General features: G+C 63.7%; 24 protein-coding genes and 1 tRNA gene. 15 read left to right on the top strand and 10 right to left on the bottom strand.

Translation table 11 applies throughout. The features are described from left to right. Positions 1–64: 64 nt before the first annotated feature. Together JQ591_RS05870 and JQ591_RS05865 are read left to right on the top strand one after the other, a co-directional pair. Entirely contained in the window at positions 65–322 is a 258-nt protein-coding gene (locus JQ591_RS05870; protein WP_211395081.1) for a type II toxin-antitoxin system ParD family antitoxin, read from the top strand. Between the two features lie 354 nt (positions 323–676). Further along, on the top strand, positions 677–1,162 hold the full coding sequence (locus tag JQ591_RS05865; RefSeq protein WP_211395080.1) for a lysozyme inhibitor LprI family protein: 486 nt from the start codon (positions 677–679) through the stop codon (positions 1,160–1,162). Positions 1,163–1,668: 506 nt separating this feature from the next. On the opposite strand, the gene JQ591_RS05860 is transcribed toward JQ591_RS05865, so the two are convergent. Beyond that, positions 1,669–2,385 carry an IS5 family transposase gene (locus tag JQ591_RS05860; protein WP_211395079.1) on the bottom strand — a complete coding sequence of 239 codons (717 nt, stop codon included), beginning with the start codon at positions 2,383–2,385 and terminating at the stop codon, positions 1,669–1,671. 174 nt (positions 2,386–2,559) lie between these two features. Beyond that, entirely contained in the window at positions 2,560–3,390 is an 831-nt protein-coding gene (locus JQ591_RS05855) for an IclR family transcriptional regulator (protein ID WP_283817695.1), read from the bottom strand. Between the two features lie 229 nt (positions 3,391–3,619). Here JQ591_RS05855 and JQ591_RS05850 point away from each other — a divergent pair, with 229 nt between their 5' ends. After that, positions 3,620–4,396: a molybdate ABC transporter substrate-binding protein gene (locus JQ591_RS05850; protein ID WP_211395077.1), complete on the top strand. Its 777-nt coding sequence runs from the start codon at positions 3,620–3,622 to the stop codon at positions 4,394–4,396. 403 nt (positions 4,397–4,799) lie between these two features. Here JQ591_RS05850 and JQ591_RS05845 read toward each other — a convergent pair. Continuing rightward, positions 4,800–4,886, bottom strand: a tRNA-Leu gene (locus JQ591_RS05845). Between the two features lie 162 nt (positions 4,887–5,048). Here JQ591_RS05845 and JQ591_RS05840 point away from each other — a divergent pair. Next, a complete protein-coding gene (locus tag JQ591_RS05840; RefSeq protein ID WP_211395076.1) occupies positions 5,049–6,014 on the top strand; it encodes a complex I NDUFA9 subunit family protein in 966 nt (321 codons plus the stop codon). A gap of 120 nt (positions 6,015–6,134) precedes the next feature. On the opposite strand, the gene JQ591_RS05835 is transcribed toward JQ591_RS05840, so the two are convergent. Next, on the bottom strand, positions 6,135–6,941 hold the full coding sequence (locus JQ591_RS05835) for an undecaprenyl-diphosphate phosphatase (RefSeq protein ID WP_211395075.1): 807 nt from the start codon (positions 6,939–6,941) through the stop codon (positions 6,135–6,137). A gap of 169 nt (positions 6,942–7,110) precedes the next feature. Here JQ591_RS05835 and JQ591_RS05830 point away from each other — a divergent pair, with 169 nt between their 5' ends. From JQ591_RS05830 to JQ591_RS05820, 3 genes are all read left to right on the top strand, one after another. Further along, positions 7,111–7,803, top strand: coding sequence for a glutathione S-transferase family protein (locus JQ591_RS05830; protein ID WP_211395074.1), 693 nt, complete (start codon positions 7,111–7,113; stop codon positions 7,801–7,803). Next, positions 7,752–8,927 (top strand): tRNA epoxyqueuosine(34) reductase QueG, encoded by a 1,176-nt coding sequence (gene queG / locus JQ591_RS05825; protein ID WP_211395073.1) that lies wholly within the window; start codon positions 7,752–7,754, stop codon positions 8,925–8,927. Before JQ591_RS05830 ends, queG begins: the two co-directional genes overlap by 52 nt. A gap of 173 nt (positions 8,928–9,100) precedes the next feature. Continuing rightward, positions 9,101–9,898, top strand: coding sequence for an acyl-CoA thioesterase domain-containing protein (locus tag JQ591_RS05820; protein ID WP_211395072.1), 798 nt, complete (start codon positions 9,101–9,103; stop codon positions 9,896–9,898). A gap of 173 nt (positions 9,899–10,071) precedes the next feature. On the opposite strand, the gene JQ591_RS05815 is transcribed toward JQ591_RS05820, so the two are convergent. Both JQ591_RS05815 and JQ591_RS05810 read right to left on the bottom strand, forming a co-directional pair. Continuing rightward, entirely contained in the window at positions 10,072–10,536 is a 465-nt protein-coding gene (locus JQ591_RS05815; RefSeq protein ID WP_211395071.1) for a nuclear transport factor 2 family protein, read from the bottom strand. Positions 10,537–10,681: 145 nt separating this feature from the next. Then, positions 10,682–11,518, bottom strand: a complete 837-nt coding sequence (locus JQ591_RS05810) for an alpha/beta hydrolase (RefSeq protein WP_211395070.1) — start codon at positions 11,516–11,518, stop codon at positions 10,682–10,684. A gap of 251 nt (positions 11,519–11,769) precedes the next feature. Between JQ591_RS05810 and infC the strand changes: the two genes are divergently transcribed. After that, entirely contained in the window at positions 11,770–12,309 is a 540-nt protein-coding gene (gene infC / locus JQ591_RS05805; RefSeq protein WP_085349942.1) for a translation initiation factor IF-3, read from the top strand. Positions 12,310–12,423: 114 nt separating this feature from the next. On the opposite strand, the gene JQ591_RS05800 is transcribed toward infC, so the two are convergent. Further along, the gene (locus JQ591_RS05800) at positions 12,424–12,828 is read right to left on the bottom strand and encodes a hypothetical protein (protein ID WP_211395069.1); all 405 of its coding nucleotides are present in this window, start codon (positions 12,826–12,828) and stop codon (positions 12,424–12,426) included. Positions 12,829–13,099: 271 nt separating this feature from the next. Here JQ591_RS05800 and rpmI point away from each other — a divergent pair, with 271 nt between their 5' ends. Both rpmI and rplT read left to right on the top strand, forming a co-directional pair. Beyond that, positions 13,100–13,300: a 50S ribosomal protein L35 gene (rpmI, locus tag JQ591_RS05795; RefSeq protein WP_007598540.1), complete on the top strand. Its 201-nt coding sequence runs from the start codon at positions 13,100–13,102 to the stop codon at positions 13,298–13,300. Between the two features lie 80 nt (positions 13,301–13,380). Next, positions 13,381–13,740 carry a 50S ribosomal protein L20 gene (rplT, locus tag JQ591_RS05790; protein ID WP_007598538.1) on the top strand — a complete coding sequence of 120 codons (360 nt, stop codon included), beginning with the start codon at positions 13,381–13,383 and terminating at the stop codon, positions 13,738–13,740. 11 nt (positions 13,741–13,751) lie between these two features. On the opposite strand, the gene JQ591_RS05785 is transcribed toward rplT, so the two are convergent. After that, complete coding sequence (locus tag JQ591_RS05785; protein ID WP_211395068.1) at positions 13,752–14,162, bottom strand: hypothetical protein; 411 nt, start codon at positions 14,160–14,162, stop codon at positions 13,752–13,754. 151 nt (positions 14,163–14,313) lie between these two features. Between JQ591_RS05785 and pheS the strand changes: the two genes are divergently transcribed. The 3 genes from pheS to JQ591_RS05770 are packed head-to-tail and all read left to right on the top strand — an operon-like array spanning position 14,314 to position 18,628. Further along, entirely contained in the window at positions 14,314–15,396 is a 1,083-nt protein-coding gene (gene pheS, locus JQ591_RS05780; protein ID WP_211395067.1) for a phenylalanine--tRNA ligase subunit alpha, read from the top strand. Further along, on the top strand, positions 15,393–17,801 hold the full coding sequence (gene pheT / locus JQ591_RS05775; RefSeq protein ID WP_211395066.1) for a phenylalanine--tRNA ligase subunit beta: 2,409 nt from the start codon (positions 15,393–15,395) through the stop codon (positions 17,799–17,801). The genes pheS and pheT overlap by 4 nt, the downstream gene beginning before the upstream one ends. A 56-nt stretch (positions 17,802–17,857) precedes the next feature. Further along, the gene (locus tag JQ591_RS05770) at positions 17,858–18,628 is read left to right on the top strand and encodes a sulfite exporter TauE/SafE family protein (RefSeq protein ID WP_211395065.1); all 771 of its coding nucleotides are present in this window, start codon (positions 17,858–17,860) and stop codon (positions 18,626–18,628) included. 139 nt (positions 18,629–18,767) lie between these two features. Here JQ591_RS05770 and JQ591_RS05765 read toward each other — a convergent pair whose 3' ends face one another. After that, positions 18,768–20,156, bottom strand: coding sequence for a flavin monoamine oxidase family protein (locus tag JQ591_RS05765; protein ID WP_211395064.1), 1,389 nt, complete (start codon positions 20,154–20,156; stop codon positions 18,768–18,770). A 192-nt stretch (positions 20,157–20,348) separates the two neighbouring features. Between JQ591_RS05765 and JQ591_RS05760 the strand changes: the two genes are divergently transcribed. Next, the gene (locus JQ591_RS05760) at positions 20,349–21,329 is read left to right on the top strand and encodes a YiiX/YebB-like N1pC/P60 family cysteine hydrolase (protein ID WP_211395063.1); all 981 of its coding nucleotides are present in this window, start codon (positions 20,349–20,351) and stop codon (positions 21,327–21,329) included. Between the two features lie 112 nt (positions 21,330–21,441). Here the strand turns inward: JQ591_RS05760 and JQ591_RS05755 are convergent, their stop codons facing one another. Continuing rightward, positions 21,442–21,717: a metal-sensitive transcriptional regulator gene (locus JQ591_RS05755; RefSeq protein ID WP_007598521.1), complete on the bottom strand. Its 276-nt coding sequence runs from the start codon at positions 21,715–21,717 to the stop codon at positions 21,442–21,444. A gap of 51 nt (positions 21,718–21,768) precedes the next feature. Here JQ591_RS05755 and JQ591_RS05750 point away from each other — a divergent pair, with 51 nt between their 5' ends. Further along, positions 21,769–24,210 carry a heavy metal translocating P-type ATPase gene (locus JQ591_RS05750; RefSeq protein ID WP_211395062.1) on the top strand — a complete coding sequence of 814 codons (2,442 nt, stop codon included), beginning with the start codon at positions 21,769–21,771 and terminating at the stop codon, positions 24,208–24,210. Positions 24,211–24,258 lie beyond the last annotated feature (48 nt).

Below are 24,258 nucleotides of genomic sequence, written 5' to 3'. Positions count from 1 at the left end.
TGTTTCTGCTTAAAAATCCTCTTATCCAATAATAGTTATTGGTGGCGAAACGGAGAGATGTGGCATGGCTGTCAGTGCTGATTTGGGAGAGACGCTCGAGAGCGTGGTGAACGAACTCGTGGCGTCCGGCAGGTACCATTCCAAGAGCGAAGTGCTGCGCGAGGGCGAACGCCTCGTGCAGGAAAGAGAGGCGAGGCTGGCCGCCCTGGACGCTTCGATTGCACGCGGACTCGCCGATGCCGATGCCGGCCGGACCAAGCCGGGTTCTGACGTGTTCGATCGGCTCGAAGCCAGATTGGCGGGCCAGACGGACGGCAAGTGATCCCCTCACCGTCACCGCTGAGCAGAGGCCGTGCGTGCCTTAACCGGGCCCGCCGTCATTATTCGTATTCGTCAGCGTAGCTCCTGTTCCACATTCAGGTGAACCAACGCTGGGCCTTCGATGACCAAAGTTGCATGTATCACCTATTGGTCGAAAATCTCGTAAGTCAGGTCAAGGCGCATTCAAAGGCATTGATTGGAGAGGGCGTAGCCGAAGCCGCATAACCCCTCGTTTCCCTTCGCACTCGCCGTCCGGCCCTTCCGCCACACCCGCCGGTCTACTGTCTCGCTGAGCTTCATGCGCTCGCAGTGGTATTGTGTCCCATATTTTCGATGCGGCGAACGGAGACCTCCAATGAAGCTCAAACTTGCCGCCGCGATGCTCGCCGCAAGCCTCCCGCTCGCATCGATGGCTTTCGCCCAAGGCACCGCGCCAGCCGACCTTGCCGTGATCGATGCCTGCCTGAAGACCGCGGAGAAAACCGGCGGTTTCGGCGGCGCGTGCGTCGGGCTCGTCGCCGACCCCTGCATCAAAGCGGCAAAGGGCGCGAATGACGACGTCGCCAAATGGAAAGCCTGCGCGGCGCGCGAACTCGCCATTTGGACGCAGAAAACCAGTGAGGCGCTAAAGAAGGTTCAGGCCGGCGGGTTCGCTGACGTGATCCAGGCGGTCAATGACTCGCAGAAAACTTTCGCCGCGTCGCGTGATCGCTTCTGCGCGGTCTTCGACAAAGTCGAGCCCGGCATGTACCCGGGCGACGCGAGCTACTGCCGCCTGCGCGAGACCGCGAACCGCTCGCTGAGCCTGATCAAGCTCGGCGCTGCAGTCAACGAGCACTGAGACCTCTTAGGCGCTTGGGGTCATCAGCTTTGCCGACGTTTTCCCACATAGCGACGACGGCTTCGGCCGCGAGCGCGGTGGACGTCGTTCATAGCTCACCTAGCATCCGGGCAACGGCTGTCGGCGCGTAGCGCTTGCCTGAGCGACTGACGAAGCTAGCCCCCCATGAACTCCGGAATCTGGATCAAGACGCGCCGGTTCATTCCGCAGCGAGACAGGACATCGGCGGGCGTTCGGAGCCGAAAAATGTGGCGAGAGGAGTCGACCCGAAGAGCGATGTAGGCCATTCGGTACGCCGTGAGCGCCGTGCCTCGGTTTTGTGTACCGGTCAGCAGCTCAAATTCCCTGCAAAAGCGATTTCAATCGCTTGAGTAGGAGGTGGTGCCCAGGAAAGGAATGTCGTCGCGCCCTCGAATGCCATTGATATTACACGATTTTTTTAGATCGCGCCATTCGATTGTTACACTGGGTTGTGCCCCGACAAACTTGGTCCGAGCCCTGCGAGCCTAGGGCGCGGACTCATAACGCGCGGCCAGCCATAGGCGGATAGATGCGAGTTGGACGAAGGCAAGGTAGTTTTCTGCAAGCCTGTCGTAGCGCGTCGCCACCCGACGGCACTGCTTGATTTTGTTGAAGAACCGTTCGACGAGGTTGCGAGCGCGATAGAGGTACGGGCTAAAGCAGATCGGATCGCTGCGATTGCTTTTCGGCGGAATGTTGGCCCGCGCGCCCTTCTTCATAGCAAGCTCCCTGATCCAGTCGGCGTCATAGCCACGGTCGGCAAGCAGCATTGATCCGGATTTGAGACGAGACAGCAGTTTTCCGGCAAGTCGAACGTCGTGCGCCTCGCCGGCGCTCAACTCGTCGGTCCGCCGCGTGACCTTCTGATCGATTGGCGCTGGTTCCTTCTGATACAGGCTCCATGTTTGATGCACGCGAACGATAGACGTGTCGATCATGTGCACGGCCGCATCATGGGCACCGGCCAGTGCGCTCATGATCTTGGCCCACACGCCCGCCCGTCGCCAGCGAACGAACCGATTGTAACAAGTCGTGTACGGACCGAAGTTTTCCGGCAGGTCGCGCCACGGTGCCCCGGATCGCAAGATCCAGAAGATGCCATTGAGGACACGACGGTCATTCACTCGTGGCACGCCGCGCGACTTGTTCGGCAGCATCGGCTTAATGGCAAACCACTCATGGTTCGTGAGTTCGTAGCGCATGATTCGGCCCCTTCCGTTGGGTGGCTTGAATCATGGCTCGGCTGTCAGGCTCAACTGGTCGCGATCCATCCGAAAGCGGACCTATTCTCACCTTGATTGTTGTCGTTCATGACCCTTTCGGACCTGCCTCTCTTAACTCCAGGCATTCGCATCGGCGAACCCGCCTCGCAATTCTTAACCGCGCGCCGGCCGCGGGGTGACCGCATTGCTGAGTTCAAATTCAGCCGCCGTGGCGTGCCGGCGCAGGCAAGCTGCGATCTCCGCGGTGCGTTCGGGCGAGCGGCGTCGCGCTGTTGGCGTTATCGTAAGTGCGCCACGAACTACGCCACCAGGAGACCGGATGGTCACGGAGACGGGGCTTGCGCCAGGAATGAGGGACAGCGCGCGACTTGCAAAGCCTTTCGATCGCGCCATTGCGACCTCCTGTAAGATCCTTTCCGTCGAGAAACCGTAGCGAGAGAAACGCGATCGATTTTTGGCGAGCACTTCGCGTGCCGCTCCGGCGGGCATGCTGGATAGGATCGCAATTCCGGCGTTGGAAACGCCAAGGGGGCGGCGTTCGCCTACATCCCAAGATAGCGCCTGGATAGGGGCGGTTCCCAGCTGCCTTGCGACGCAGACCGTTTCAAGTCCGACACAGCGCGTGAAAAAGCCGGTGTCACCGAGTTCACTGACCGCAGTCCGCAGATGAGGACTAACGATATCGAGGAGGGGATCGCGTGTTCGCCGCGACAGGGCCAGCAATGGTATCTGTTCGCCGATCAGGTATCGCTGAGAGCCCTTTCGCCTCTCAACGGTGTCTTCCGCAATCAAGACGCTCAGGATCCGATGTGTCGTGGGCCGAGTGAGCTCCGCCTGCTTGGAAATTTCGCTGAGTCTCAGGCCTGCCTCGCGGGCCGTGGCCAGGATCCGCAACACAGCCAATGCTCTTTGAATACTTTGCGTTCCGCCGGGCCTATCGACCAGTGGGGCGCCGGTGGGATCGCGACTGCCACGGGATTTCATGAGATGCCTAACGATATCGCTCCGCCCTCAGGGGCAGACGTTATCGTGGCACAGCTGCTCGGCAGTGTCCACGATGTGGAACTAGTCTGCGCTTTTCGATTGCGTCGCGGCGGGTTGCGCTAGACTCTCCGCGAAAAACTCGGCTTCGGGTGCATAGACTGACGCCCTGATCTTTTGAAGAGTTGAGTATCTCGCCGAAACCGAAACAAAGCGTACAAGGGGAAAAGCCATGAACCGGCACAACCTACTAAGTACATTTGCGGGAGTTGCGATTGGGCTTGTATCGCTCGGCGTTACAGTGGGAGCTGCCGCCAAAGACGCTGAAGTTAGGCTCCTATCCGCCTCTGCCTTGCATCCCGCAATTGAAGCTCTAGTACCGGATTTTGAAAAATCCTCAGGGTACAAGGTAACGGTCGACTACGGGACCGCAGGTGCTGTGGCGGAGCGTGTTCTAAAGGGTGAGGCTGCCGACGTAATCTTGAGTTCAGTTCAAGCAATTGACCGGCTTGAGATGCAGGGCAAAGTCGTGGCGGGGAACCGCGTCGTTGTCGCAAAGGTCGGTGTTGGCGCGTTTGTGCGCAAGGGTGCCGCGAAGCCCGATATAAGTTCGGCCGACGCTTTTAAACGCGCCATGCTGGCAGCAAGATCGATCGCTTATCCCGATCCATCAGGCGGAGGTGCCAGTGGCATCTACGTGGCAAACTTACTTGAACGAATGGGGATCGCTGGGGAGATGAAATCCAAAACAAGGCTGTCAACGCTTGGAACACTTTATTCCAGCGTGGCCAGCGGCGAGGTCGAGATAGGCTTCAATCAAGTCAGCGAAATTCTCGCACAGCCCACTATCGAACTCATTGCCCCGTTGCCGTCAGATATACAGAATTACACCCAGTTCGCTCCGGGGATCATTATCGGTAGCAATCAGGCCGATGCTGCAAAAGCGCTGGTCGCGTTCCTATCCTCGCCTGGCAGCCGGACCGTTCTGAAGGCCAAGGGTTTCGAATAGTGTCGTGAAGTTAGAAAGATGCACTTCTGTCGTGATTATTTGCAGCCCGAACCAGTCCAAGGCGGGGGCTCGTCTCGATTGACGATAAGGTCTACCGAGCCGCACCCTTGAGGATGGCCATCAGATGCCTCCTATCGAGGCTGCTCAGCATGAACAGTAGCGATGCCAGGAGCCGTAGACATCTTTCCAATCCCCGCTCGCCGCGAATAAAGACGTGCATCCCCTTAGAATTTAGTGCGCGGCTAGTTTCGCGCAGCTTCACTTCGCGCCCTTGCAGCGAGTTAACGTCTTCGGCCGAACAACCCTGAACAGCAATGTTACACCCCATTGTTACACAGTCGGGGCCAACGCAACTCTCTGATTGGGCTTATCTATCTGGATTTGTTTGATATCCAGAATTGTATGGTGCCCAGGAAAGGACTCGAACCTTCACGGCCGTTAAGCCACTGGCACCTGAAGCCAGCGCGTCTACCAATTCCACCACCTGGGCATGCCGGTTAGGCACGGAGGCGGTTACTACGGTTCGGTGACGCGGTTGTCAATTCATGCTTGAACCCTGCTTCGGGATGCGGATTGCGCATCGCAAACCGGCTCGGTACAAGCCTGACGAGACGCACTCTTCCCGCAGGAATGGATCCCAGGAATGGCCCCCATGGCATCGAATCTGGAAACTCTCGTCACGGTTTTCGGCGGATCGGGGTTTTTGGGCCGAAATGTCGTCCGCGCGTTGTGCCGGCGCGACTACCGGGTCCGGGTCGCGGTGCGACGGCCGGAGCTGGCCGGGTACCTCCAGCCGTCCGGCAAGGTCGGGCAGGTCCACACCATTCAGGCGAACTTGCGCTATCCGGCCTCGGTCGAGGCGGCGCTGCGTGATTCGCAGGTCGTGATCAATCTGGTCGGCATCCTCGCCGAGGGTGGCGCGCAGAGTTTTGACGCTGTCCAGGCCAAGGGCGCCGAAACGGTCGCCAAGGCGGCGGCCGCGGCCGGCGCGCGCCTGATCCATGTCTCCGCGATCGGCGCCGACGCGGAATCGCCCTCGCGCTATGCCCAGGCCAAGGCGGCCGGCGAAGCCGCGGTCCTGGCCGCGGTGCCGTCGGCGACGATCTTCCGCCCCTCCGTGATGTTCGGCCCCGAGGACCAGTTCACCAACCGCTTCGCGGCGCTGGCGCGGATGTCGCCGGTGCTGCCGCTGATCGGCGAGAGTACCCGGATGCAGCCGGTCTATGTCGGCGACGTCGCCACCGCGATCGCGGATGCCGTCGACGGCAAGGCCAAGGCGGGCGCCACCTACGAGCTCGGCGGGCCGGAAGTGCTGACCATGCGCGAGATCATCGAGGCCATCCTCGAGATCGCCGATCGCAAGCCGATGCTGGTGCCGCTGCCGTTCGGACTGGCCCGCTTCAAGGCCAACTTCCTGCAATTCGCGCCGGGCGCGCTCAAGCTGACGCCGGACCAGGTCACGCTGCTCGCGCGCGACAATGTCGTGTCGGATGCGGCGAAGGCCGCCGGCCTGACACTGGAAGGCCTCGGCATCGCCGCCGACTCGCTTGAAGCGATCGCCCCGCAATATCTCTGGCGTTTCCGCGCCGCCGGGCAGTTCCAGCGCAAGAGCGCGTAGGGTCTTTTCTCACCTCTCCCCGTAAGAACGGGACGAGGGAGTGCACCGCGGCCGCGGCCGCAGTGCGCATCCCACAATCGCCAGAATTTCCGCTTCCTGGCGCGTCGACGTCTTCGGGAGTTACCGCCCCAGCGCCAGCGCGATCAGGCCGAGCGTGCCGACGATCACGCGCCACCAGGCGAACACCACGAAGCCGTGACGGGTGACGTATCCGAGGAACGCCTTCACCACGATGATCGCGGTGATGAACGACACGACGAAGCCGATCGCGACGATGCCCATGTGGTCCATCGTCATCTCGGAGCGGTTCTTGTAGAAATCGTAGGCGAACGCGCCGATCATGGTGGGGATGGCGAGGAAGAACGAGAACTCCGCCGCCGCGCGCTTGTCGGCCCCCAGGAACATCGCCGCGACGATGCTGGCACCGGAGCGCGACACGCCCGGGATCATCGCGATACACTGCGCGATGCCGATATAGAGATACATCAGCAGCGGAAACCGGGTGGCGTCATGCTCGCGCGCCTTGAGATCGAGCTTGTCGACCCAGAGCAGGATGGCGCCGCCGACGATCAGCGAGAAGCACACCACCCACGGATTGAACAGCATGCTCTTGATGTACTTGCCGGCGACGAGACCTACGATGACAGCGGGCAGGAACGCCACCAGCACGCCGATCACGAAGCGGCGTGCATAGGCGTCGCCCGTGAACATGCCGATCGCGACATCCCACAATTTCTTGAAGTACAACACGACGATCGCGAGGATGGCGCCGAGCTGGATCAGGACCGTAAACGAATCCCAGAACGCGCCCTCGCCGAGATGGAAGAAGCGCTCCGCAAGCAGCAAATGGCCGGTCGAGGAAACGGGAAGGAACTCGGTCACACCCTCGATGATGCCGAGGATCACTGCCCGTATTGCATCTGACATATTTACGGTCCATTTGCGCTGGAAAAGCGGGGCTCTTCTCGCCCATCCGCTCCCGTGCTGCAATCGCAAAATGCGGCGTCGCGCCCTTGCTTCGCGGTTTTGAAAGACTAGTGTGGCGCCGCACAAACATTGATGGATTCTTAAGCACCATCAAATAGTCAAAGGCTTCATGTTTACGCTGTTTCATCATCCGTTCTGTCCGCAGTCGCGGTTCATCCGCCTGATCGCGGGGGAATACGGGCTTGAGCTGAAGCTGGTCGAAGAGCGCAGCTGGGAGCGGCGCGAAGCATTTCTGCTGCTCAACGCGGCGGGCACGACGCCCGTCCTGGTGGACGACGAGCAGCCGCCGATACCGGGCGCGGCGATCATCGCCGAATATCTCGACGAGTCCTACGGGCACGACATGGGACCCAAGCGCCTGATGCCGGAGACGATCGGCGAGCGCGTCGAGGTGCGCCGGCTGATGGCCTGGTTCAACGAAAAGTTCTTCGAGGAAGTCTCCCACCCGCTCGTCACCGAGCGCATCTACAAGCGCTTCATGAGCGAGGACAACGGCGGCGGCCCGCCCTCGGCCGACGTGATGCGAGCCGCCAAGGCAAACGTGCGCTATCATCTGGCCTATATCGGCTGGCTGGCGCAGACACGTAATTTCCTCGCCGGCGACCGGCTCACCTACGCGGATCTCGCCGCCGCGGCGCACCTCTCGGCGATCGACTATCTGGGCGACGTGCCATGGAGCGAGGACGACGCGGCAAAGGCGTGGTACGCGCGGGTGAAATCCCGCCCGTCGTTCCGTCCGCTGCTGAGCGAATGGCTGGCGGGCGTGCCGGCGTCGCGGACCTACGTGGACCTCGACTTCTGAACTCCGATCCGACCGAACTGAAGACGGCGCTTGCAAGCGAGGCACGCGCGCTCGGCTTCGACTGCATCGGTATCACCCAGCCCGGCATGATCGAAAATGCCGGAAAACACTTTCTCGAATTCATCGCATCCGGCGGCCATGGCGACATGGACTGGCTCGCCGCGCAGCCGGAGCGGCGGGTCGATCCGCGCGGGCTGTGGCAGGACGTGCGCAGCGTCATCATGCTCGGCGTCAATTACGGCCCCGACCAGGATCCGCTCGCGATCCTCCAACAGCGCACGCGCGCGGCGATCTCGGTCTATGCGCAGGGCGACGACTATCACGACCTCATCAAGAAGCGCCTGAAGGCGCTGGCGCGATGGCTGGTCGCGACCGTGCCGTCCGAAGTGAAAGTGTTCGTCGACACCGCGGCCGTGATGGAGAAGCCTTTGGCGCAAGCGGCGCATCTGGGCTGGCAGGGCAAGCACACCAATCTGGTCTCGCGCGAATTCGGCTCATGGCTGTTTCTCGGCGCGATCTACACCACGCTCGAGCTGCCGCGCGACGACGCCGAGATCGATCATTGCGGCTCGTGCCGGGCGTGTCTCGACATCTGCCCGACCGCGGCCTTCCCCGCGCCCTACAAGCTCGATGCGCGGCGCTGCATCTCGTACCTCACCATCGAGAACAAGGGACCGATCCCGCGCGAATTTCGTAAAGGCATCGGCAACCGCATCTATGGCTGCGACGATTGCCTCGCCGCCTGTCCCTGGAACAAGTTCGCGCAGGAGGGCCGTGAGGCCAAGCTCGCCGCACGTGACGCTTTGCGAGCGCCGGGTCTTGGCGAGCTCGCACGGCTCGACGACGCTTCGTTTCGCGCGCTGTTCACGAAATCGCCGGTGAAGCGCATCGGTCGCGATCGCTTCTTGCGCAACGTGCTGATCGCGATCGGCAACTCCGGCGACGCGGCGTTAGCGGACGAGGCGCGGCGATTGCTGGAGGATGCGAGCCCGCTGGTGCGTGGCGCTGCGGTGTGGGCGCTGGGGCAGCTGGTGTCGCGGGAGGAGTTCGACGCAATGAGAGCAACTGCCATCGCGCGCGAGCGTGATGATGGCGTGTGTGAGGAGTGGCTGGCCGCCTCCTAACACTCCGCTCCTTCCCTTCATCCTGAGGAGCGCGCTTCTTCGCGCGCGTCTCGAAGGATGCAGGCCGAGCTGCTGCCGAGGGGCCTGCATGGTTCGAGACGGCGCTTCGCGCCTCCTCACCATGTGGATTGGGGACCTTGATTTCCCCACACGTTCCTTCAAGCTCGCGCGTCATGACAAACATGCCTTTCTTCACCCGCGACGGCGACACATTCCATCCGACGGAAGTCGCCAACGGTCCGTGGGATCCGAAATCGCTGCACGGACGCGTCATCATCGGCCTGCTCGGCTTCGCCATCGAGGAGCGGCATTCCGGCCCTGGATTCGTGCCGGCGCGGCTGACCGTCGATATGTTTCGGCTGCCGACCATCGACAAGCCGATCGAGGTGACGACACGGCTGGTGCGCGACGGGATGCGCATCCGCGTCGTGGAAGCGGAGTTCTTCTCCGGCGGCGTCGGCATGGCGCGCGCCTCGTGCCAGCTGTTGCGTCGGACACAGAATCCGGGCGGCAATGTCTGGTCGCCGCCGAACTGGGACGTGCCGAAGCCGGCCGACATTCCCAAGCCGACCGATCCGCGGCTCGGCATGAACGGCAAATGGACCACGCGACCGATCGTCGGCCATATGGGCTCGCTCGGGCCACGAAAACTCTGGATGAGCGAGGTGCGCGAGCTGGTCGCGGGCGTGCCGATGACGCCGTTCGTCCATGTCGCCACCGGCGCGGACTTCGCCAGCCCGTTCGCGAACGCCGGCGACAAGGGACTCGGCTACATCAACAGCGACGTCACGATCTATCTGCACCGCCTGCCGGTGACGAACTGGATCGGCTTCGACGTGGTGAACCACCAGGCCACCGACGGTGTGGCGATCGGCGAATGCTGGCTCTACGATGAAGCGGGCCCGATCGGCACCGCCACGGTCGCGGCGCTGGCGCAGCGCAAGCCGATGGCGAAGCCGGCGCCGCCGTAGTGTTGTTCGTCATTCCGAAGAAGCCGAGACGTTAGCCCCGCGCACAGTGCGCTCCCTCCCCCCTTGCGGGGGAGGGCTGGGAAGAGGGGTGGCCACAAGCACCGCTCTCGCCCGTGGCTACCCCCCTCCCTGCCCTCCCCCGCAAGGGGGAAGGGAACGGAGAGAGTGGTGCATCACGCCAAATGCCGCTTCATCTCGGCCCGCGCTTTCAGCTCCGCGCCCTGCTTGGCGACGATCTTCGCGATCCTGTCAGGCGCAAACTTCAGATCGACAAACGCCGGCGCGGTGTTCGCGACCTCGTGATAGCTGACGATCTTGCCGTCGCGAAGTGTCATGATCGCCACGCCCTCGAACATCGCCCGCGCGCCATTCGCCTCCGGCAAGGTCGAACGGTAGCTGAACGTGTAGCGCGCATAGAGCGTGATGCCGTTCGACACCGGGTCGTGCATGTCCCAGCGAAAATCGGTCGCCGTGCGATAGAACCAGTCGTCGATCATCGCGGCGATCTTCTCGCGGCCGGCGAAGGCGCCGTAGAACACGTCGTGATAGACGCCGTCCTCGGTGAACAGGTCGGCAAAGGCTCGGCCGTTGCGTTGTTCGACGGCGTCGCAGAAGGCGCGCAGCATGGCGGTGGTCATTGGCGTTTCTCCCACTCTCTTCGTCATGCCCCGCGAAGGCGGGGCATCCAGTACGCCGCAGCTTCTCGGTTCAATCACTGCAGTCGCTGGAATACTGGATCGCCCGATCAAGTCGGGCGATGACACCGAGTGCTGGGCGGCGATTTCACCCGATCTCGGCCACCGCGGCAAGAATGCGGGCGATGTCCTGCGGCCGCGAGAGGCGGTGATCGCCGTCCTGGATCAGGGTCAGCACGACGTCGTCGGCCGGCAGGCGATGGGTTAGCGCGAACGCGTGCTGCCAGGGCACGTCAGGATCCTGCGCGCCTTGCAGGATGCGGACGGGACAGCCGAGATCGATGGCGCCGCCGAGCACGAGGTGGTTGCGCCCCTCCTCGATCAGATTCCGCGTGATCGGATAGGGCGAGCCGTCGCCATAGTCCGACGGTCTCAGCCACAGGCCATTGGTCTCGATCTCTTTCTTCACCGCAGCCGGGAAATTCTTCCACATCAGCTCCTCGGTGAAGTCGGGCGCCGGCGCGATCAGCACCAGGCCCGCCAGCGATGCTTTGCCAGAACGCTTTTTGATCTCGCGCGCGAGCAGGAGCGCCATCCAGCCGCCCATCGACGAGCCGATCAGGACTTGCGGGCCGGCGCAGAACCGCTCGAACACCGCGACGCTTTCCTCGAGCCAGCGCCCGATGGTTCCGTCGGCGAAATCGCCGCCGGATTCGCCGTGGCCGGAATAATCGAACCGCACCACGGCGCGGCCATGATCCCGGGCCCAGTCGTCCAGCGCCACGGCCTTGCTGCCCCGCATGTCCGATTTGAACCCGCCGAGCCAGACCAGCCCGGGTCCTTGACCAGATTCTTGACCAGATTCTTGACCAGATTCCTGGCCAGATTCTTGGCTGGCGCGGCGGCGCACCGCGATCCGGCGTGCGGACGGGCCCTCGCCCACATCGATGAAGTCGAGCACGGCATCGGGAATTGCAGGGGTCATGGAACGTTTACTCTGGCTGTGCGGTTTGAAAGCTGTCCGGCCGTGCTCCGCAGCGCAGCCGGACGTCGGCATTGGCCCTTTGGGACGCTTGCGGAACAGAAGCAAGGTGTCTATGTCGGTCTGCGTGCCCCGCCGTGGCCAAAATGCCTCGCATTTGAGGCTTTTTCGACCGCCGCACGAGCGATTGCTTGCCGGCAACCGTATCTTCCTGCAAAATAGCCGCCTCTTTTCATAACTTTGGAGAACCACCCATTCGCCGTCCCAATAAAGCCCCGCCCACTGCCGCCAAAGACGGGCCGCGCATCAATGACGATATTCGCAATGCGCAGATCCAGCTGATCGATCAGACCGGTGACAACAAGGGCACGATCGAGACCGTCGCAGCTATCCGCCTGGCCCAAGAGGCCGGCATGGATCTGGTCGAGATCTCGCCGAACGTCAGCCCTCCCGTCTGCAAGATCATGGACTACGGGAAGTATAAGTATTCCGCGCAGAAAAAAGCCGCCGAAGCCCGCAAGCGGCAGAAGATCGTCGAGATCAAGGAGATCAAGCTCCGCCCGATGATCGACGACCACGATTACGAAGTGAAGATGCGCGCAATGCAGCGGTTCTTCGAGGAGGGCGACAAGGTCAAGATCACCTTGCGCTATCGCGGCCGCGAAATGGCGCATCAGGAGATCGGCACCAAGCTGCTCGACAAGATCAAGACCGACGTCGCCGAGCTCGCCAAGGTGGAGCAGGACGCACGGTTCGAGGGCCGTCAGGTCGTCATGGTACTGGCGCCGCGCTGACTCCGGTTCTTTAGGCTGAGGAATTCAACGGCCCGTCCGGATCTCCGGCGGGCCGTTTTGTTTTCTTGCCTCTCCCGCTTGCGGGAGAGGAGCGCACCGTTCTCTTGGCGACCGTTACGTCCTTGTCGCCTGCCAGATGCCGCTGCAGCTGTCGCCGGAGATGATGCCGTGCCAGGAGCCGGTCCCGGCCCCGCCGGCGAGCCGGCCGCCGCCGCTGGCATGGGACGCCCCGACCGAAACCTGGACCGCGACGGCACCGCTGGGATTGACCTTGCCGGAGACCCGGCCACCGCCGGCGGACGACACCCGACTGCCGGCGACGGTGAAGGGAACGCTGTAGCCGGAGCTGCAATTGCCGCGGGTGGTGGCGAAGGTGACGTTCCAGACGCCGTCATAGCCGCGGATGCGAGCGTCGGCAGTCGACGGAAACGCAGCAATGGCGAGCACGGCCAACAGCGCCAGGCGGCGCGGACGAGCGAAATCAGTCAAGGACGGAAGCGATTGGGAAAAATGGGGCATTTTGGTCCTGCTCTGGGCGACACGGCTCGGACATGAGGTTTAGCAATTCCGGATAGTCGCCGGCTAGGTTCCACCGGTTCATCGTTGCCAATTCGCCCGTCCTCTGTCATAAGCCCAGCCTTCATTGCCCGGCTGATTAAGGGCTGCCGTGGCGGTGTCCGTGCGGGTTTCGCGCTAGTTCGTAAAACCTGAGCACAATCAACGCTCTAACGAGCATTTTGACGGCCAGCCGCCTTCGCGGGCGGATTTTTATGGCCATTAGGAGAGCCAAATGCCCAAGCTGAAGACCAAATCGGGCGCTAAAAAGCGCTTCAAGGTGACTGCCACCGGCAAAGTGATGTTCGCTCATCGCAGCAAGCGTCACGGCATGATCAAGCGGACGAAGAAGCAGATCCGTCAGCTGCGCGGCACCGCCGTGCTGTTCAAGACCGACGGCGACAACGTCAAGAAGTACTTCTTGCCGAACGCCTGATCGCGTCCACGATCATTGCCACCAGCGCCGCAGCTTTCGCGGCGATCCGAACATCAAGTCATCTCTGAAGGAAATTTGTCATGGCTCGCGTCAAACGCGGTGTGACCGCCCACGCCAAGCACAAGAAAGTCTACAAGGCCGCCAAGGGTTTCCGCGGCCGCCGCAAGAACACGATCCGTACCGCCAAGCCGGCGGTCGAGAAGGCTCTGGTGTATGCCTTCCGTGATCGCAAGCGCAAGAAGCGGACGTTCCGCGCACTCTGGATCCAGCGCATCAACGCGGCTGTGCGTCCGTTCGGCCTGACCTACAGCCGCTTTATCGATGGCATGGCCAAGTCCGGGATCACCGTGGACCGCAAGGTGCTGTCGGATCTCGCGATCAACGAGCCCGCGTCGTTCCAGGCGATCGCCGAGAAGGCCAAGGCCGCTCTGGCGGCCTGAGCACGCCAGCGCTAACGGCCGGCTCCGCCGGCCTTCAGCGTGCGTTGCGAGTGGCGCTGGGCGACCTCCGCCCGGCAGAATGCCGTAAACGACAGATACATGGTGCCGGATTTATTCCGGTACTTTTGGTCGCAGACGCGCATCTCGCGTTGGTAAGCGCGTTTCCGTGCGGTGTTGAGGCCGGCCATGAAGTCCGCCTCGCATTTCTTCTCGACGGCGGCGCCGAGCTGGACATCGCCGCTCGCGGTCAATTGGCACTCCTGAAACACCTTCATCGCGCTTTCGCAGCCCTTCTGGGCACCGATGGTGTCGACGACCTCGTCCAGCGTCATGGACTTCTCCATGCAGACCATGGCGCGCGCCGGGGTGCTCGCGACAGAGAGAACGACGGCGAGAGCAGCCAGACAGGATCTTGAGAGCATCGCGAACGCCTCCTCGTACCCCCCTTGGTGCCAGGCCCCCGCGCGAGGTTCAACCCAGCCGTTCCCAAGCCCGAAATGACCGGCTTTTCGCTTGACGTTACGGCCTTCGGGCGGCGACAACCCAGCCGAATTTGGCAGCAGGAATTTGACCGTGTCCGACCTCGCAACGCTCGAAACATCCATCCTCGACCAGATCGCCGCCGCCGGCGATGAGGCCGCCCTCGAAGCGGTGCGCGTCGCAGCCCTCGGCAAGAAGGGTTCGATCTCGGCGCTTCTTGCCACGCTCGGAAAAATGTCGCCGGACGAGCGCAAGACCCAAGGCGCTGCGATCAACCAGGCCAAGGACAAGGTCACCGCGGCACTCGCCGCGCGGCGCGACGTTTTGAAATCGGCGGCGCTCGACGCACGGCTTGCGTCGGAAACCATCGACGTCACCCTGCCGCTGCGCGATGCGCCGACTGAAGCCGGCCGCATCCATCCGCTGAGCCAGGTCTGGGACGAGCTGACCACGATCTTCGCCGACATGGGATTCTCGGTCGCCGAAGGCCCGGATATCGAGACCGACGACTACAACTTCACCAAGCTGAATTTTCCGGAAGGCCATCCCGCGCGCGAGATGCACGACACCTTCTTCTTCCACCCGAAGGAGGACGGCTCGCGCATGCTGTTGCGCACCCACACCTCGCCGGTGCAGGTGCGCACCATGCTCAGCCAGAAGCCGCCGATCCGCGTGATCTGCCCGGGCCGCACTTATCGCATCGATTCGGATGCGACCCACACGCCGCAATTCCACCAGGTCGAAGGCCTCGTCATCGACAAGCACTCGCATCTCGGCCACCTCAAATGGATCCTGCACGAGTTCTGCAAGGCGTTCTTCGAGGTCGACCACATCAACATGCGCTTCCGGCCCTCGTTCTTCCCCTTCACCGAACCGTCGCTGGAAGTCGACATCCAGTGCCGCCGCGACAAGGGCGAGATCCGCTTCGGCGAGGGCGAGGACTGGCTCGAGATTCTCGGCTGCGGCATGGTGCATCCGAACGTGCTGCGCGCCTGCGGCATCGATCCCGACGAGTACCAGGGCTTTGCCTGGGGCATGGGCATCGACCGCATCGCCATGCTGAAATACGGCATCGCCGATCTGCGCCAGCTGTTCGACAGCGACGTCCGCTGGCTGTCCCATTACGGCTTCAAGCCGCTGGAAGTGCCGACCCTCGCGGGAGGGCTGAGCTCGTGAAATTCACCCTCTCCTGGCTGAAGGAACATCTCGACACCGACGAGCCGCTGGAAAAGCTCGTCGAGAAGCTCACCATGATCGGGCTCGAGGTCGAGAACATCGAGGACAAGGCGAAGGCGCTGAAGCCGTTCACCATCGCCAAGGTGATCTCCGCCGAGCAGCATCCGAATGCGGATCGCCTGCGCGTCTGCATGGTCGACACCGGTGACGGTGGTGCGCCCGTGCAGGTGGTGTGCGGCGCGCCGAATGCGCGAACGGGTCTCGTCAGCGTGTTCTCACCGCCCGGCACCTACATTCCCGGCAAGGACATCACGCTCGGTGTCGGCACCATCCGCGGTGTCGAGAGCCGCGGCATGCTGTGCTCGGCGGCTGAATTGCAGATTTCCAACGACCATGACGGCATCATGGAATTGCCCGCGGATGCGCCGATCGGCGCTGCTTACGCTGCATGGGCCGGCCTCGGCGATCCCGTGGTCGAGATCAATCTGACGCCGAACCGGCAGGACTGCACCGGCGTCCACGGCATCGCGCGCGATCTTGCCGCCGCCGACATGGGCAAGTTCAAAGACCCGACCATCAAGCCGATCAAGGGCGAATTCCCGTGCCCGGTGAATGTCACGGTCGAGGACGCGGCGTTCTGCCCGGGCTTCGCGCTGCGCCTCGTGCGCGGCGTGACGAACGGCCCGTCGCCGGAATGGCTGCAGAAGCGGCTGACCGCGATCGGGCTGCGCCCGATCAACGCGCTGGTCGACATCACCAACTTCATGACTTACGACCGCGCACGGCCGCTGCACGTGTTCGACGCCAAGAAGGTGAAGGGCAATCTCGTGGTGCGCCGCGCCCGTGACGGCGAGACGCTGCTCGCGCTCGACGGCCGCAGCTACAATCTCGATCCCGCGATTTGCGTGATCGCGGACGAGCACGGCGTCGAATCGCTCGCCGGCATCATGGGCGGCGAGGCCTCGGGCTGCGACGAAGGCACCACGGACGTGCTGATCGAATCGGCGCTGTGGAACGAGATCAACATCGCCCAGACCGGCCGCAAGCTCGGCATCAATTCGGATGCGCGCTATCGCTTCGAGCGCGGTGTCGATCCGGCCTTCATGGTGCCCGGGCTGGAGTTCGCGACCAAGCTGGTGATGGAGATGTGCGGCGGCACGCCGTCCGAGAACGTCGTGGTCGGCAAGACCTTCGGCGACGACCGCGTGATCGATTTTCCGGTCACCGAGGTCAAGCGGCTCTCGGGCATCGAGGTGCCGATGCCGGAGGTGAAGCGCATCCTGACCCATCTCGGCTTCATGATGGCAGGCCCGGGACCAGTCGTGAAGGTCGCGGTGCCGTCGTGGCGTACCGACGTGCACGGCAAGGCCGACATCGTCGAGGAAGTCGTCCGCATCTACGGCGTCGACAAGGTGCCGATGACGCCGTTCGAGCGCGGCGAGGACGCACGCAAATCCGTGCTGACCCCGCTTCAGCTCCGCACCCGCCGCGCCAGGCGCGCGCTGGCGGCCCGCGGCATCATCGAAGCGGTGACATGGTCCTTCATCACCAAGTCTGCCGCAAAGCTGTTCGGCGGCGGCCAGCGCGAACTCGAAGTCGCCAACCCGATCGCGTCGGATTTGTCCGATATGCGCCCGACCCTGTTGGCCGGCCTGATCGCGGCGGCGCAGGCAAATGCCGATCGCGGCTTTGGCGATGTCGCGCTGTTCGAGGTCGGGCAGGTGTTCAAAGGCGATCGCCCAGAGGATCAGTTCACGGCCGCAAGCGGCGTCCGCCGCGGCTTTGCGTCGTCGCAAGGTCTCGGCCGGCACTGGTCGGGTTCGGCACAGGCTGAATTGTTCGACGCCAAGGCCGATGCGCTCGCAGTGCTCGCCGCTGCCGGCGCGCCGATGCAGGCACTTCAGATCGTCGCGGGCGGCCCGTCCTGGCTGCATCCCGGGCGCTCCGGCACGATCCAGATCGGGCCGCAGAACGTGCTCGGCTACTTCGGCGAGATGCATCCGCGCGCGCTCGAGGCGCTCGGCGCCGGCGGCCCGCTGATGGTGTTCGAGGTGATCCTCGACCGCATCCCCGAGGCGAAGAAGAAGCCGACCCGTGCCAAGCCCGTGATCGAGCTGTCGGCACTCCAGCCGGTCTCGCGCGATTTCGCCTTCATCGTCGACCGCACCGTGAAGGGCGGCGACATCGTGCGCGCGGCTCAGAGCGTCGACAAGAAGCTGATCACGGCCGTGAACGTGTTCGACGTCTACGAAGGCAAGGGCATCGACGACGGCAAGAAGTCGATCGCAATCGCGGTGACGATCCAGCCGCGCGAAAAGACCCTGACCGACCAGGAGATCGAGGCCGTCGCCGCGCAAATCGTGGCGGAGGTGACGAAGAAGACCGGCGGCACATTGAGGGCATGATGCCGAAAAGTGTGAAGCGGTTTTCGGACATCATCATGCTCGAGAAATAATAGAGCATGAGTCTCACTGACTTTCTTCCGAAGGACGTCAGCCTCACTATTGCGATGGCGCTCTGCGCCGTCGCTTTCGTTTCGGGCACGGCGCGCGGCTTCTCCGGCTTCGGCTCGGCGCTGATCTTCATGCCGCTGGCGAGCAGCATCGCGGCGCCGCGTCTCGTTGCCGCGCTGCTCCTCGTGATCGATTTCGTCGCGGCCGCGCCGCTGCTGCCCGACGCCTGGCGCAAGGCCGACCGCAAGGCCACCGCCGTGATCGTGCTGGGCGCGCTGGTCGGCGTACCCGTCGGCACCTATTTCCTCAGCGTGCTCGAACCCGTCACGACGCGGTGGATCATCTCCTGCTTCGTCGCCGCGCTGTTGCTTCTGCTGCTGTCGGGCTGGCGCTATCGCGGCAAGGACCACGCCTGGCTCTCGGTCGGCATCGGCAGCCTCTCCGGCTTCTGCAGCGGCCTCGCACAGACCGGCGGCCCGCCGATCGTCGGCTACTGGCTCGGCCGCCCGATCGCCCCGATCGTGGCCCGCGCCAACATCCTGCTGTTCTTCGGCGCGTCGGATTTCTTCTCGATGGTCAGCTACGCGACCACCGGCCTGATCTCACGCGAATCGCTGGTGCTCTCGCTCATCGTCGGACCGGTCTATGCAATCGGCGTCGCCTTCGGCGCGTCGCTGTTCGGCCGTGCCAGCGAGACGGTGTTTCGCGGCATCTGCTACGCGCTGATCGCAATGGCGGTTGTCTTTGGACTACCGGCGCTGGATGGGATTTTGCGCTGAATCATCCACGTCGTCCCGGCGAAGGCCGGGACCCATAGTCCCGATCGGCTTTTGTTACGCGAACTGGTCACTCCGGGTCCTCGCCAAACCACTTCCTGTGGTTATGGGTCCCGGCCTTCGCCGGGACGACGAGTTAAGCTTATTGCGGCCTTGTCCGCCTCCGCTTCGTCGACTGCGTCGGCACGTCGGCCGGCTCGTCCTTCAGCGCACCGATCTTGCGTAGCGCCGCGTCCGCGGCGCGCTCGCCGCTTTCCCAGGCGCCGTCGACGGTGCCCCAGAGCGTCTCGTGCGTGGCTTCGCCGGCGAGGAACATGTTGCCAATCGGCTCGGTCAGGATTTTTCGCGAGAGCTGACCGCCCGGAGAGGCCGCCGACATCGCCCCCATCACGAAGGGCGAGGCGTTCCAGCGCGTCGCGCTGGCTTTCTGCACTACGGCGGCGACTTCGCTGCCGAACAGCTTTGTGATCCATTCCCGTGCGAAGGCCGTCATCGCCTTCTCGCCCTGCTCGGACAGATCGCGGCCGAACGAGCCGCCGACATCGATCGAGCACAGCGAGGAGCCGCCGATATTGGCGAACATCAGCGCCGTGCGCGTCGAGTTGCTCTGCTCGATCAGGATGTCGTCGCGCGACAGGCCGAGCGGATTGCCCGGCAGTTGCAGCACGATGTGATCGTAGCTTCCGAGCGTGAGCTTCGAGGCGGCATCGAGCGTGCGCTTCGGAATGTCAGGCCCAAACTTGATCGCGCCCGAGGTCAGCACATTGGTCGAGACCGTGATGATGACGGCGCGTGCGGCGATCCTGCCGGCCTGTGTCTCCACGCTGACGTCGCGATTGCTCCAGACGATCCGGCTCGCCGGCGTCGATAGTGCGACCGGCGCCTGCTCACCGAGTTTGGTGATCAGGGTCCCCAGGCCCTGGCGGCAGCCGATCGCGGCGTTGCGATCCTGTGCGCGCCCCTTGTCGATCGCAGACAACTCCTTCAGGTCCTTGCCGGCGAAGCTCGCCCCCAGCATGAACTCGGTCGCGCCGGCCCAGTCGCCGAGATCCTTCGGCACCACCGAGGCGCAGGCGGTATCGAGCTTGCCGCGCGCGGCCTCGTCGATGGCGCGGTTGGCGCGCACCAGCGCTGCCAGGAATTCCTCGGTCTCGCCGGCCCGCGCGTTGCGGCGGCCGATGCGCATCTTCTGGCCTGACGGCGCCGGCAGAACGTCGAGCCCGGCGCTGCGCGCCAGCCGGATCATCGGATTGGTGTCGGGATTGTGCATCCAGCGCGCGCCGCGATCGAACGGCGTGTCGAAGGTCGTCGTATCCGTGATGCAGCGCCCGCCGATCTGCGACGCAGCTTCCACCACCACGACCTTGCGATTGGCAGCCATGATGCGCCGCGCCGCGGCAATTCCGGCCGCGCCCGCGCCGATCACGACGATGTCAGCCTCGCGCGGCAGGGGCGCGGCGGTTGCGCGCAGGACCGGCATCGCGGCAAGGCCCGCCGACGCCGATAGGAAGCTGCGGCGCGTGATTGTCATGTCATGGTTTCCGGAGACTTGCGGCAAACGGGAACAGCTAGCGAACCTTGCCGTATCTGATGTTGCGCGGCAACCATCATGGTGAATCAATCGTGCTTGATGTCACAGAGTGATGAACCGAATTGCAACACGTTCCGACCATGATAGAGAAGAGAAAAAGACGGCCGGAAAAGGCCGTGGGGGAGTTTTGAAATGGGGACGGTCCTGGATTCAGTCGGCAAGCTGATTGCCGCGTACCTCTCGAAGGAGGTGCCGGGCTATGAGCCGTTCACGCCGAGCGACCCGGAGCATCTGCGCGGCGTCATAGAGCCCGGCGACGTGCTGCTGGTCGAGGGCAACAACCGCATCTCGGGCATCATCAAATATCTGACGCAGTCGACCTGGTCGCATGCGGCGCTCTATGTCGGCCCGATCGAGGGCGCCGAGGAGCCCGACGGCGAGCCCCACGTGCTGATCGAGGCCAATATCGGCGAGGGCGTCACCTCCGCGCCGCTGTCGAAATATTTCCCCTATCATACCCGGGTCTGCCGTCCGGTCGGGCTGTCCTACGAGGACCGCACCACGGTCTGCCGCTATGCGATCAACCGCATCGGCTTCGGCTACGACACCAAGAACATCGTCGACCTGATGCGCTTTCTGTTTCCGCTGCCGATCCCGCAGCGCTGGCGCCGCCGCATGATCTCGATCGGCTCCGGCGATCCCACCAAAATCATCTGCTCGGCGCTGATCGCGCAGGCCTTCGACGCCGTGCGTTACCCGATCCTGCCGAAGATCACCAAGGCCGGCAGCCGCGCCGCCCGCCGCGAGATCCTGCATATCCGCGATTCCTCGCTCTACATGCCCCGCGACTTCGACATCTCGCCCTATTTCGAAGTCGTCAAACCCACCATCGTGCACGGCTTCGACTACACCGCCTTGCACTGGGCCGACAAGCAGAAGCCGCTCGAGGAGGTAGCCGGCACCTTCAGTGTCTTTCCAGAAACGTTCAGTGCGCCGCCGCTCGTTCCTGAAGCGATTGACGAAGAGGCGGCGGGTGAAATTCCGGCTGAGGAAGTGATGCGTGAGGCGGCTGCGGAGATGAGCGTCGCCTTCTCCGAGCATTTTGTGCTGCTGAACGAGCTCGCAAAGTACCGCGCACGGGAATACCAACCCGCGAGCGAGATCGCAGCGTAGGCTATCGCGCTTGCCGTCATTGCGGGGAGCGTAGCGACGAAGCAATCCAGACTGCCGCCGCAGAAACAGCCTGGATTGCTTCGCTACGCTCGCAATGACGGAAAAAACCGAGCTACCGCTCCGCCCGCCCAATCACCGCCATCAGCTCCGCGATCTTCTCGCGCTGGTCGGCCTTGTCGCCGCTCGCGATCGCATGTTCGACGCAATGGGCGACGTGATCCTTCAAAACCTCTTCCTCGACCCGGCGCAAAGCGGCGCGGACCGCCGAGATCTGCGTGACGATGTCGATGCAATAGCGGTCTTCCTCTACCATTTTCGAGAGGCCGCGAACCTGACCCTCGATCCGGCCGAGACGTTTTCCGACGGATGCCTTGATGTCCTTGCGCATGCCGGCTATATACCCCCCTAGGGTATAAGTTGCAAGGGCCGGAGCATCGCAATGAACGACGCCGAACACGGACACCATCACAAGTCGGAACCGCATTCCGGATGCGGCTGTGCCAGCAAAGCTGCGCCGGTCGCCAAGCCCGCGGCCTCCTCCTGCTGCGGCGATCACGCCCATGACGGCGATCATGACCATGGCGCCGCCGCGACAAAGGTCCGCGATCCCGTCTGCGGCATGACGGTCGATCCCGCGACTTCAAAACACCGCTTCGACCATGACGGCGAGACCTTCCATTTCTGCTCGGCCGGCTGCCGGGCCAAATTCGCCGCCGACCCCGCAAAATATCTCGCCAAGCAAGGCACGCCCGAGCCCGAGATGCCCGCGGGCACGATCTACACCTGCCCGATGCATCCGCAGATCCGCCAGGTCGGGCCCGGAAGCTGCCCGATCTGCGGCATGGCGCTGGAGCCAGAAGTGGCGAGCCTGGAGACCGGCCCCAATCCCGAGCTCGCCGACATGACGCGGCGGTTCTGGATCGGCGGCGCGCTGGCGCTGCCGGCCGTGGTGCTGGAGATGGGTGGCCATCTCGCGGGCCCGCACAACTGGATCGATGCGACGCTGTCGAACTGGATCCAGCTCGTCTTCGCAACGCCCGTGGTGCTGTGGGCCGGCTGGCCGTTCTTCGTCCGCGGCTGGCAGTCGCTGCTGACGCGCAACCTCAACATGTTCACGCTGATCGCGATGGGCACAGGCGTCGCCTACGTCTACAGCATCATCGGCACCGTCGCGCCGCAGATTTTTCCTGGCACGTTCCGCGGCCATGAAGGTGCGGTCGCGGTCTATTTCGAGGCGGCGGCCGTCATCACCGTGCTGGTGCTGCTCGGTCAGGTCCTGGAGCTGCGCGCGCGCGATGCGACGTCGGGTGCGATCAAGGCACTTTTGCAGCTCGCGCCGAAGACCGCGCGCCGCGTCGGGCCTGATGGCAGCGAGCACGAGGTCGAGATCGACGCACTTCATGCCGGTGACCGCTTGCGCGTGCGTCCGGGCGAAAAAGTGCCGGTCGACGGCATTATCCTCGAGGGCCGCTCGTCGCTCGACGAATCCCTCGTGACGGGCGAATCCATGCCGGTCACCAAGGAGACGGGCGCGAAGGTGATCGCGGGCACGCTCAACCAATCCGGCAGCTTCATCATGCGCGCCGACAAGGTCGGGCGTGAGACGCTGCTGTCGCAGATCGTGCAGATGGTCGCGGACGCGCAGCGCTCGCGTGCGCCGATCCAGCGCCTCGCCGACCAGGTCGCGGGCTGGTTCGTGCCGACCGTGATCGCCATTGCCGTCATCGCGTTCGCAGCCTGGGCCTGGTTCGGGCCGGAGCCGCGGCTGGCCTTCGGGCTCGTCGCCGCCGTCAGCGTGCTGATCATCGCCTGCCCCTGTGCGCTCGGACTCGCGACCCCGATGTCGATCATGGTCGGCGTCGGCCGCGGCGCGCAAGCGGGCGTCCTGATCAAGAACGCCGAGGCGCTGGAGCGGATGGAGAAGATCGACACGCTGGTGGTCGACAAGACCGGCACGCTGACCGAGGGCAAGCCCAAGCTGGTCGCGATCGTGCCGGCGGCCGGTTTTGCGGAAGATGACATCCTCCGCATGGCCGCCAGCGTCGAGCGCGCCAGCGAGCATCCCCTCGCCGATGCGATCATGCGCGCGGCGAAGGAGAAGCAGCTTGCGCTGGGCCAGGTCGAGCAATTCGATTCGCCGACGGGCAAGGGCGCCACCGGCACGGTCGACGGCAAGACCATCGTGCTCGGCAATGCCAAATATCTGACGTCGATCGGCATCGACACCAAAGCGCTCGATACAGAGGCCGAACGGCTGCGCGGGGATGGCGCGACTGTGATCAACATGGCCGTCGACGGCCGGCTTGCCGGCCTGTTCGCGATCGCCGATCCGGTCAAGGCCTCGACCCCGGAGGCGCTGAAGGCACTCGCGGCCGAAGGCATCAAGGTCATCATGCTGACCGGTGACAACCGCACCACGGCGGAGGCAGTGGCGCGCAGGCTCGGCATCGCCGAGGTCGAGGCCGAGGTGCTGCCGGATCAGAAGAGCGCGGTGGTGACAAAGCTGCAGAAGGCCGGCCGCAGCGTCGCGATGGCCGGTGACGGCGTCAACGACGCGCCGGCGCTGGCAGCTGCCGAAGTCGGCATCGCCATGGGCACCGGCACGGACGTGGCGATGGAGAGCGCCGGCGTCACGCTGCTCAAGGGCGACCTCACCGGCATCGTCCGTGCGCGAAAACTGTCGCAGGCGACCATGAGCAACATCCGACAAAACCTGTTCTTCGCCTTCATCTACAACGCCGCGGGCATTCCGATCGCGGCCGGCATTCTCTATCCGACTTTCGGCGTGCTGCTCTCGCCGATCATCGCGGCCGCCGCGATGGCGCTGTCCTCGGTGAGCGTCGTTGGAAATGCTCTGCGGCTGCGGGCGACGCGGCTGTGAGCACCGCGGAATCCGTGTAAAACGGCATCGAGCGCGCGAGGGAGCATT

It is taken from the genome of Bradyrhizobium canariense, from assembly GCF_018130465.1.
Taxonomy (GTDB): Bacteria; Pseudomonadota; Alphaproteobacteria; order Rhizobiales; family Xanthobacteraceae; genus Bradyrhizobium; species Bradyrhizobium canariense_C.
This window is presented reverse-complemented; position numbering and strand designations above follow the sequence as displayed.

Excerpts from the sequence above, each read along its gene's own strand:
- JQ591_RS05865 (WP_211395080.1), top strand. The coding sequence starts at position 677 with ATGAAGCTCAAACTTGCCGCCGCGATGCTCGCCGCAAGCCTCCCGCTC.
- JQ591_RS05810 (WP_211395070.1), bottom strand. The coding sequence starts at position 11,518 with ATGACCCCTGCAATTCCCGATGCCGTGCTCGACTTCATCGATGTGGGC.
- JQ591_RS05750 (WP_211395062.1), top strand. The coding sequence starts at position 21,769 with ATGAACGACGCCGAACACGGACACCATCACAAGTCGGAACCGCATTCC.
- JQ591_RS05755 (WP_007598521.1), bottom strand. The coding sequence starts at position 21,717 with ATGCGCAAGGACATCAAGGCATCCGTCGGAAAACGTCTCGGCCGGATC.
- queG (WP_211395073.1), top strand. The coding sequence starts at position 7,752 with ATGGCTGGCGGGCGTGCCGGCGTCGCGGACCTACGTGGACCTCGACTT.
- JQ591_RS05760 (WP_211395063.1), top strand. The coding sequence starts at position 20,349 with ATGGGGACGGTCCTGGATTCAGTCGGCAAGCTGATTGCCGCGTACCTC.
- JQ591_RS05860 (WP_211395079.1), bottom strand. The coding sequence starts at position 2,385 with ATGCGCTACGAACTCACGAACCATGAGTGGTTTGCCATTAAGCCGATG.
- rplT (WP_007598538.1), top strand. The coding sequence starts at position 13,381 with ATGGCTCGCGTCAAACGCGGTGTGACCGCCCACGCCAAGCACAAGAAA.
- JQ591_RS05765 (WP_211395064.1), bottom strand. The coding sequence starts at position 20,156 with ATGACAATCACGCGCCGCAGCTTCCTATCGGCGTCGGCGGGCCTTGCC.
- JQ591_RS05820 (WP_211395072.1), top strand. The coding sequence starts at position 9,101 with ATGACAAACATGCCTTTCTTCACCCGCGACGGCGACACATTCCATCCG.
- JQ591_RS05855 (WP_283817695.1), bottom strand. The coding sequence starts at position 3,390 with ATGAAATCCCGTGGCAGTCGCGATCCCACCGGCGCCCCACTGGTCGAT.
- JQ591_RS05840 (WP_211395076.1), top strand. The coding sequence starts at position 5,049 with ATGGCATCGAATCTGGAAACTCTCGTCACGGTTTTCGGCGGATCGGGG.
- JQ591_RS05870 (WP_211395081.1), top strand. The coding sequence starts at position 65 with ATGGCTGTCAGTGCTGATTTGGGAGAGACGCTCGAGAGCGTGGTGAAC.
- JQ591_RS05815 (WP_211395071.1), bottom strand. The coding sequence starts at position 10,536 with ATGACCACCGCCATGCTGCGCGCCTTCTGCGACGCCGTCGAACAACGC.
- JQ591_RS05835 (WP_211395075.1), bottom strand. The coding sequence starts at position 6,941 with ATGTCAGATGCAATACGGGCAGTGATCCTCGGCATCATCGAGGGTGTG.
- rpmI (WP_007598540.1), top strand. The coding sequence starts at position 13,100 with ATGCCCAAGCTGAAGACCAAATCGGGCGCTAAAAAGCGCTTCAAGGTG.
- JQ591_RS05830 (WP_211395074.1), top strand. The coding sequence starts at position 7,111 with ATGTTTACGCTGTTTCATCATCCGTTCTGTCCGCAGTCGCGGTTCATC.
- JQ591_RS05800 (WP_211395069.1), bottom strand. The coding sequence starts at position 12,828 with ATGCCCCATTTTTCCCAATCGCTTCCGTCCTTGACTGATTTCGCTCGT.
- JQ591_RS05850 (WP_211395077.1), top strand. The coding sequence starts at position 3,620 with ATGAACCGGCACAACCTACTAAGTACATTTGCGGGAGTTGCGATTGGG.
- JQ591_RS05785 (WP_211395068.1), bottom strand. The coding sequence starts at position 14,162 with ATGCTCTCAAGATCCTGTCTGGCTGCTCTCGCCGTCGTTCTCTCTGTC.
- JQ591_RS05770 (WP_211395065.1), top strand. The coding sequence starts at position 17,858 with ATGAGTCTCACTGACTTTCTTCCGAAGGACGTCAGCCTCACTATTGCG.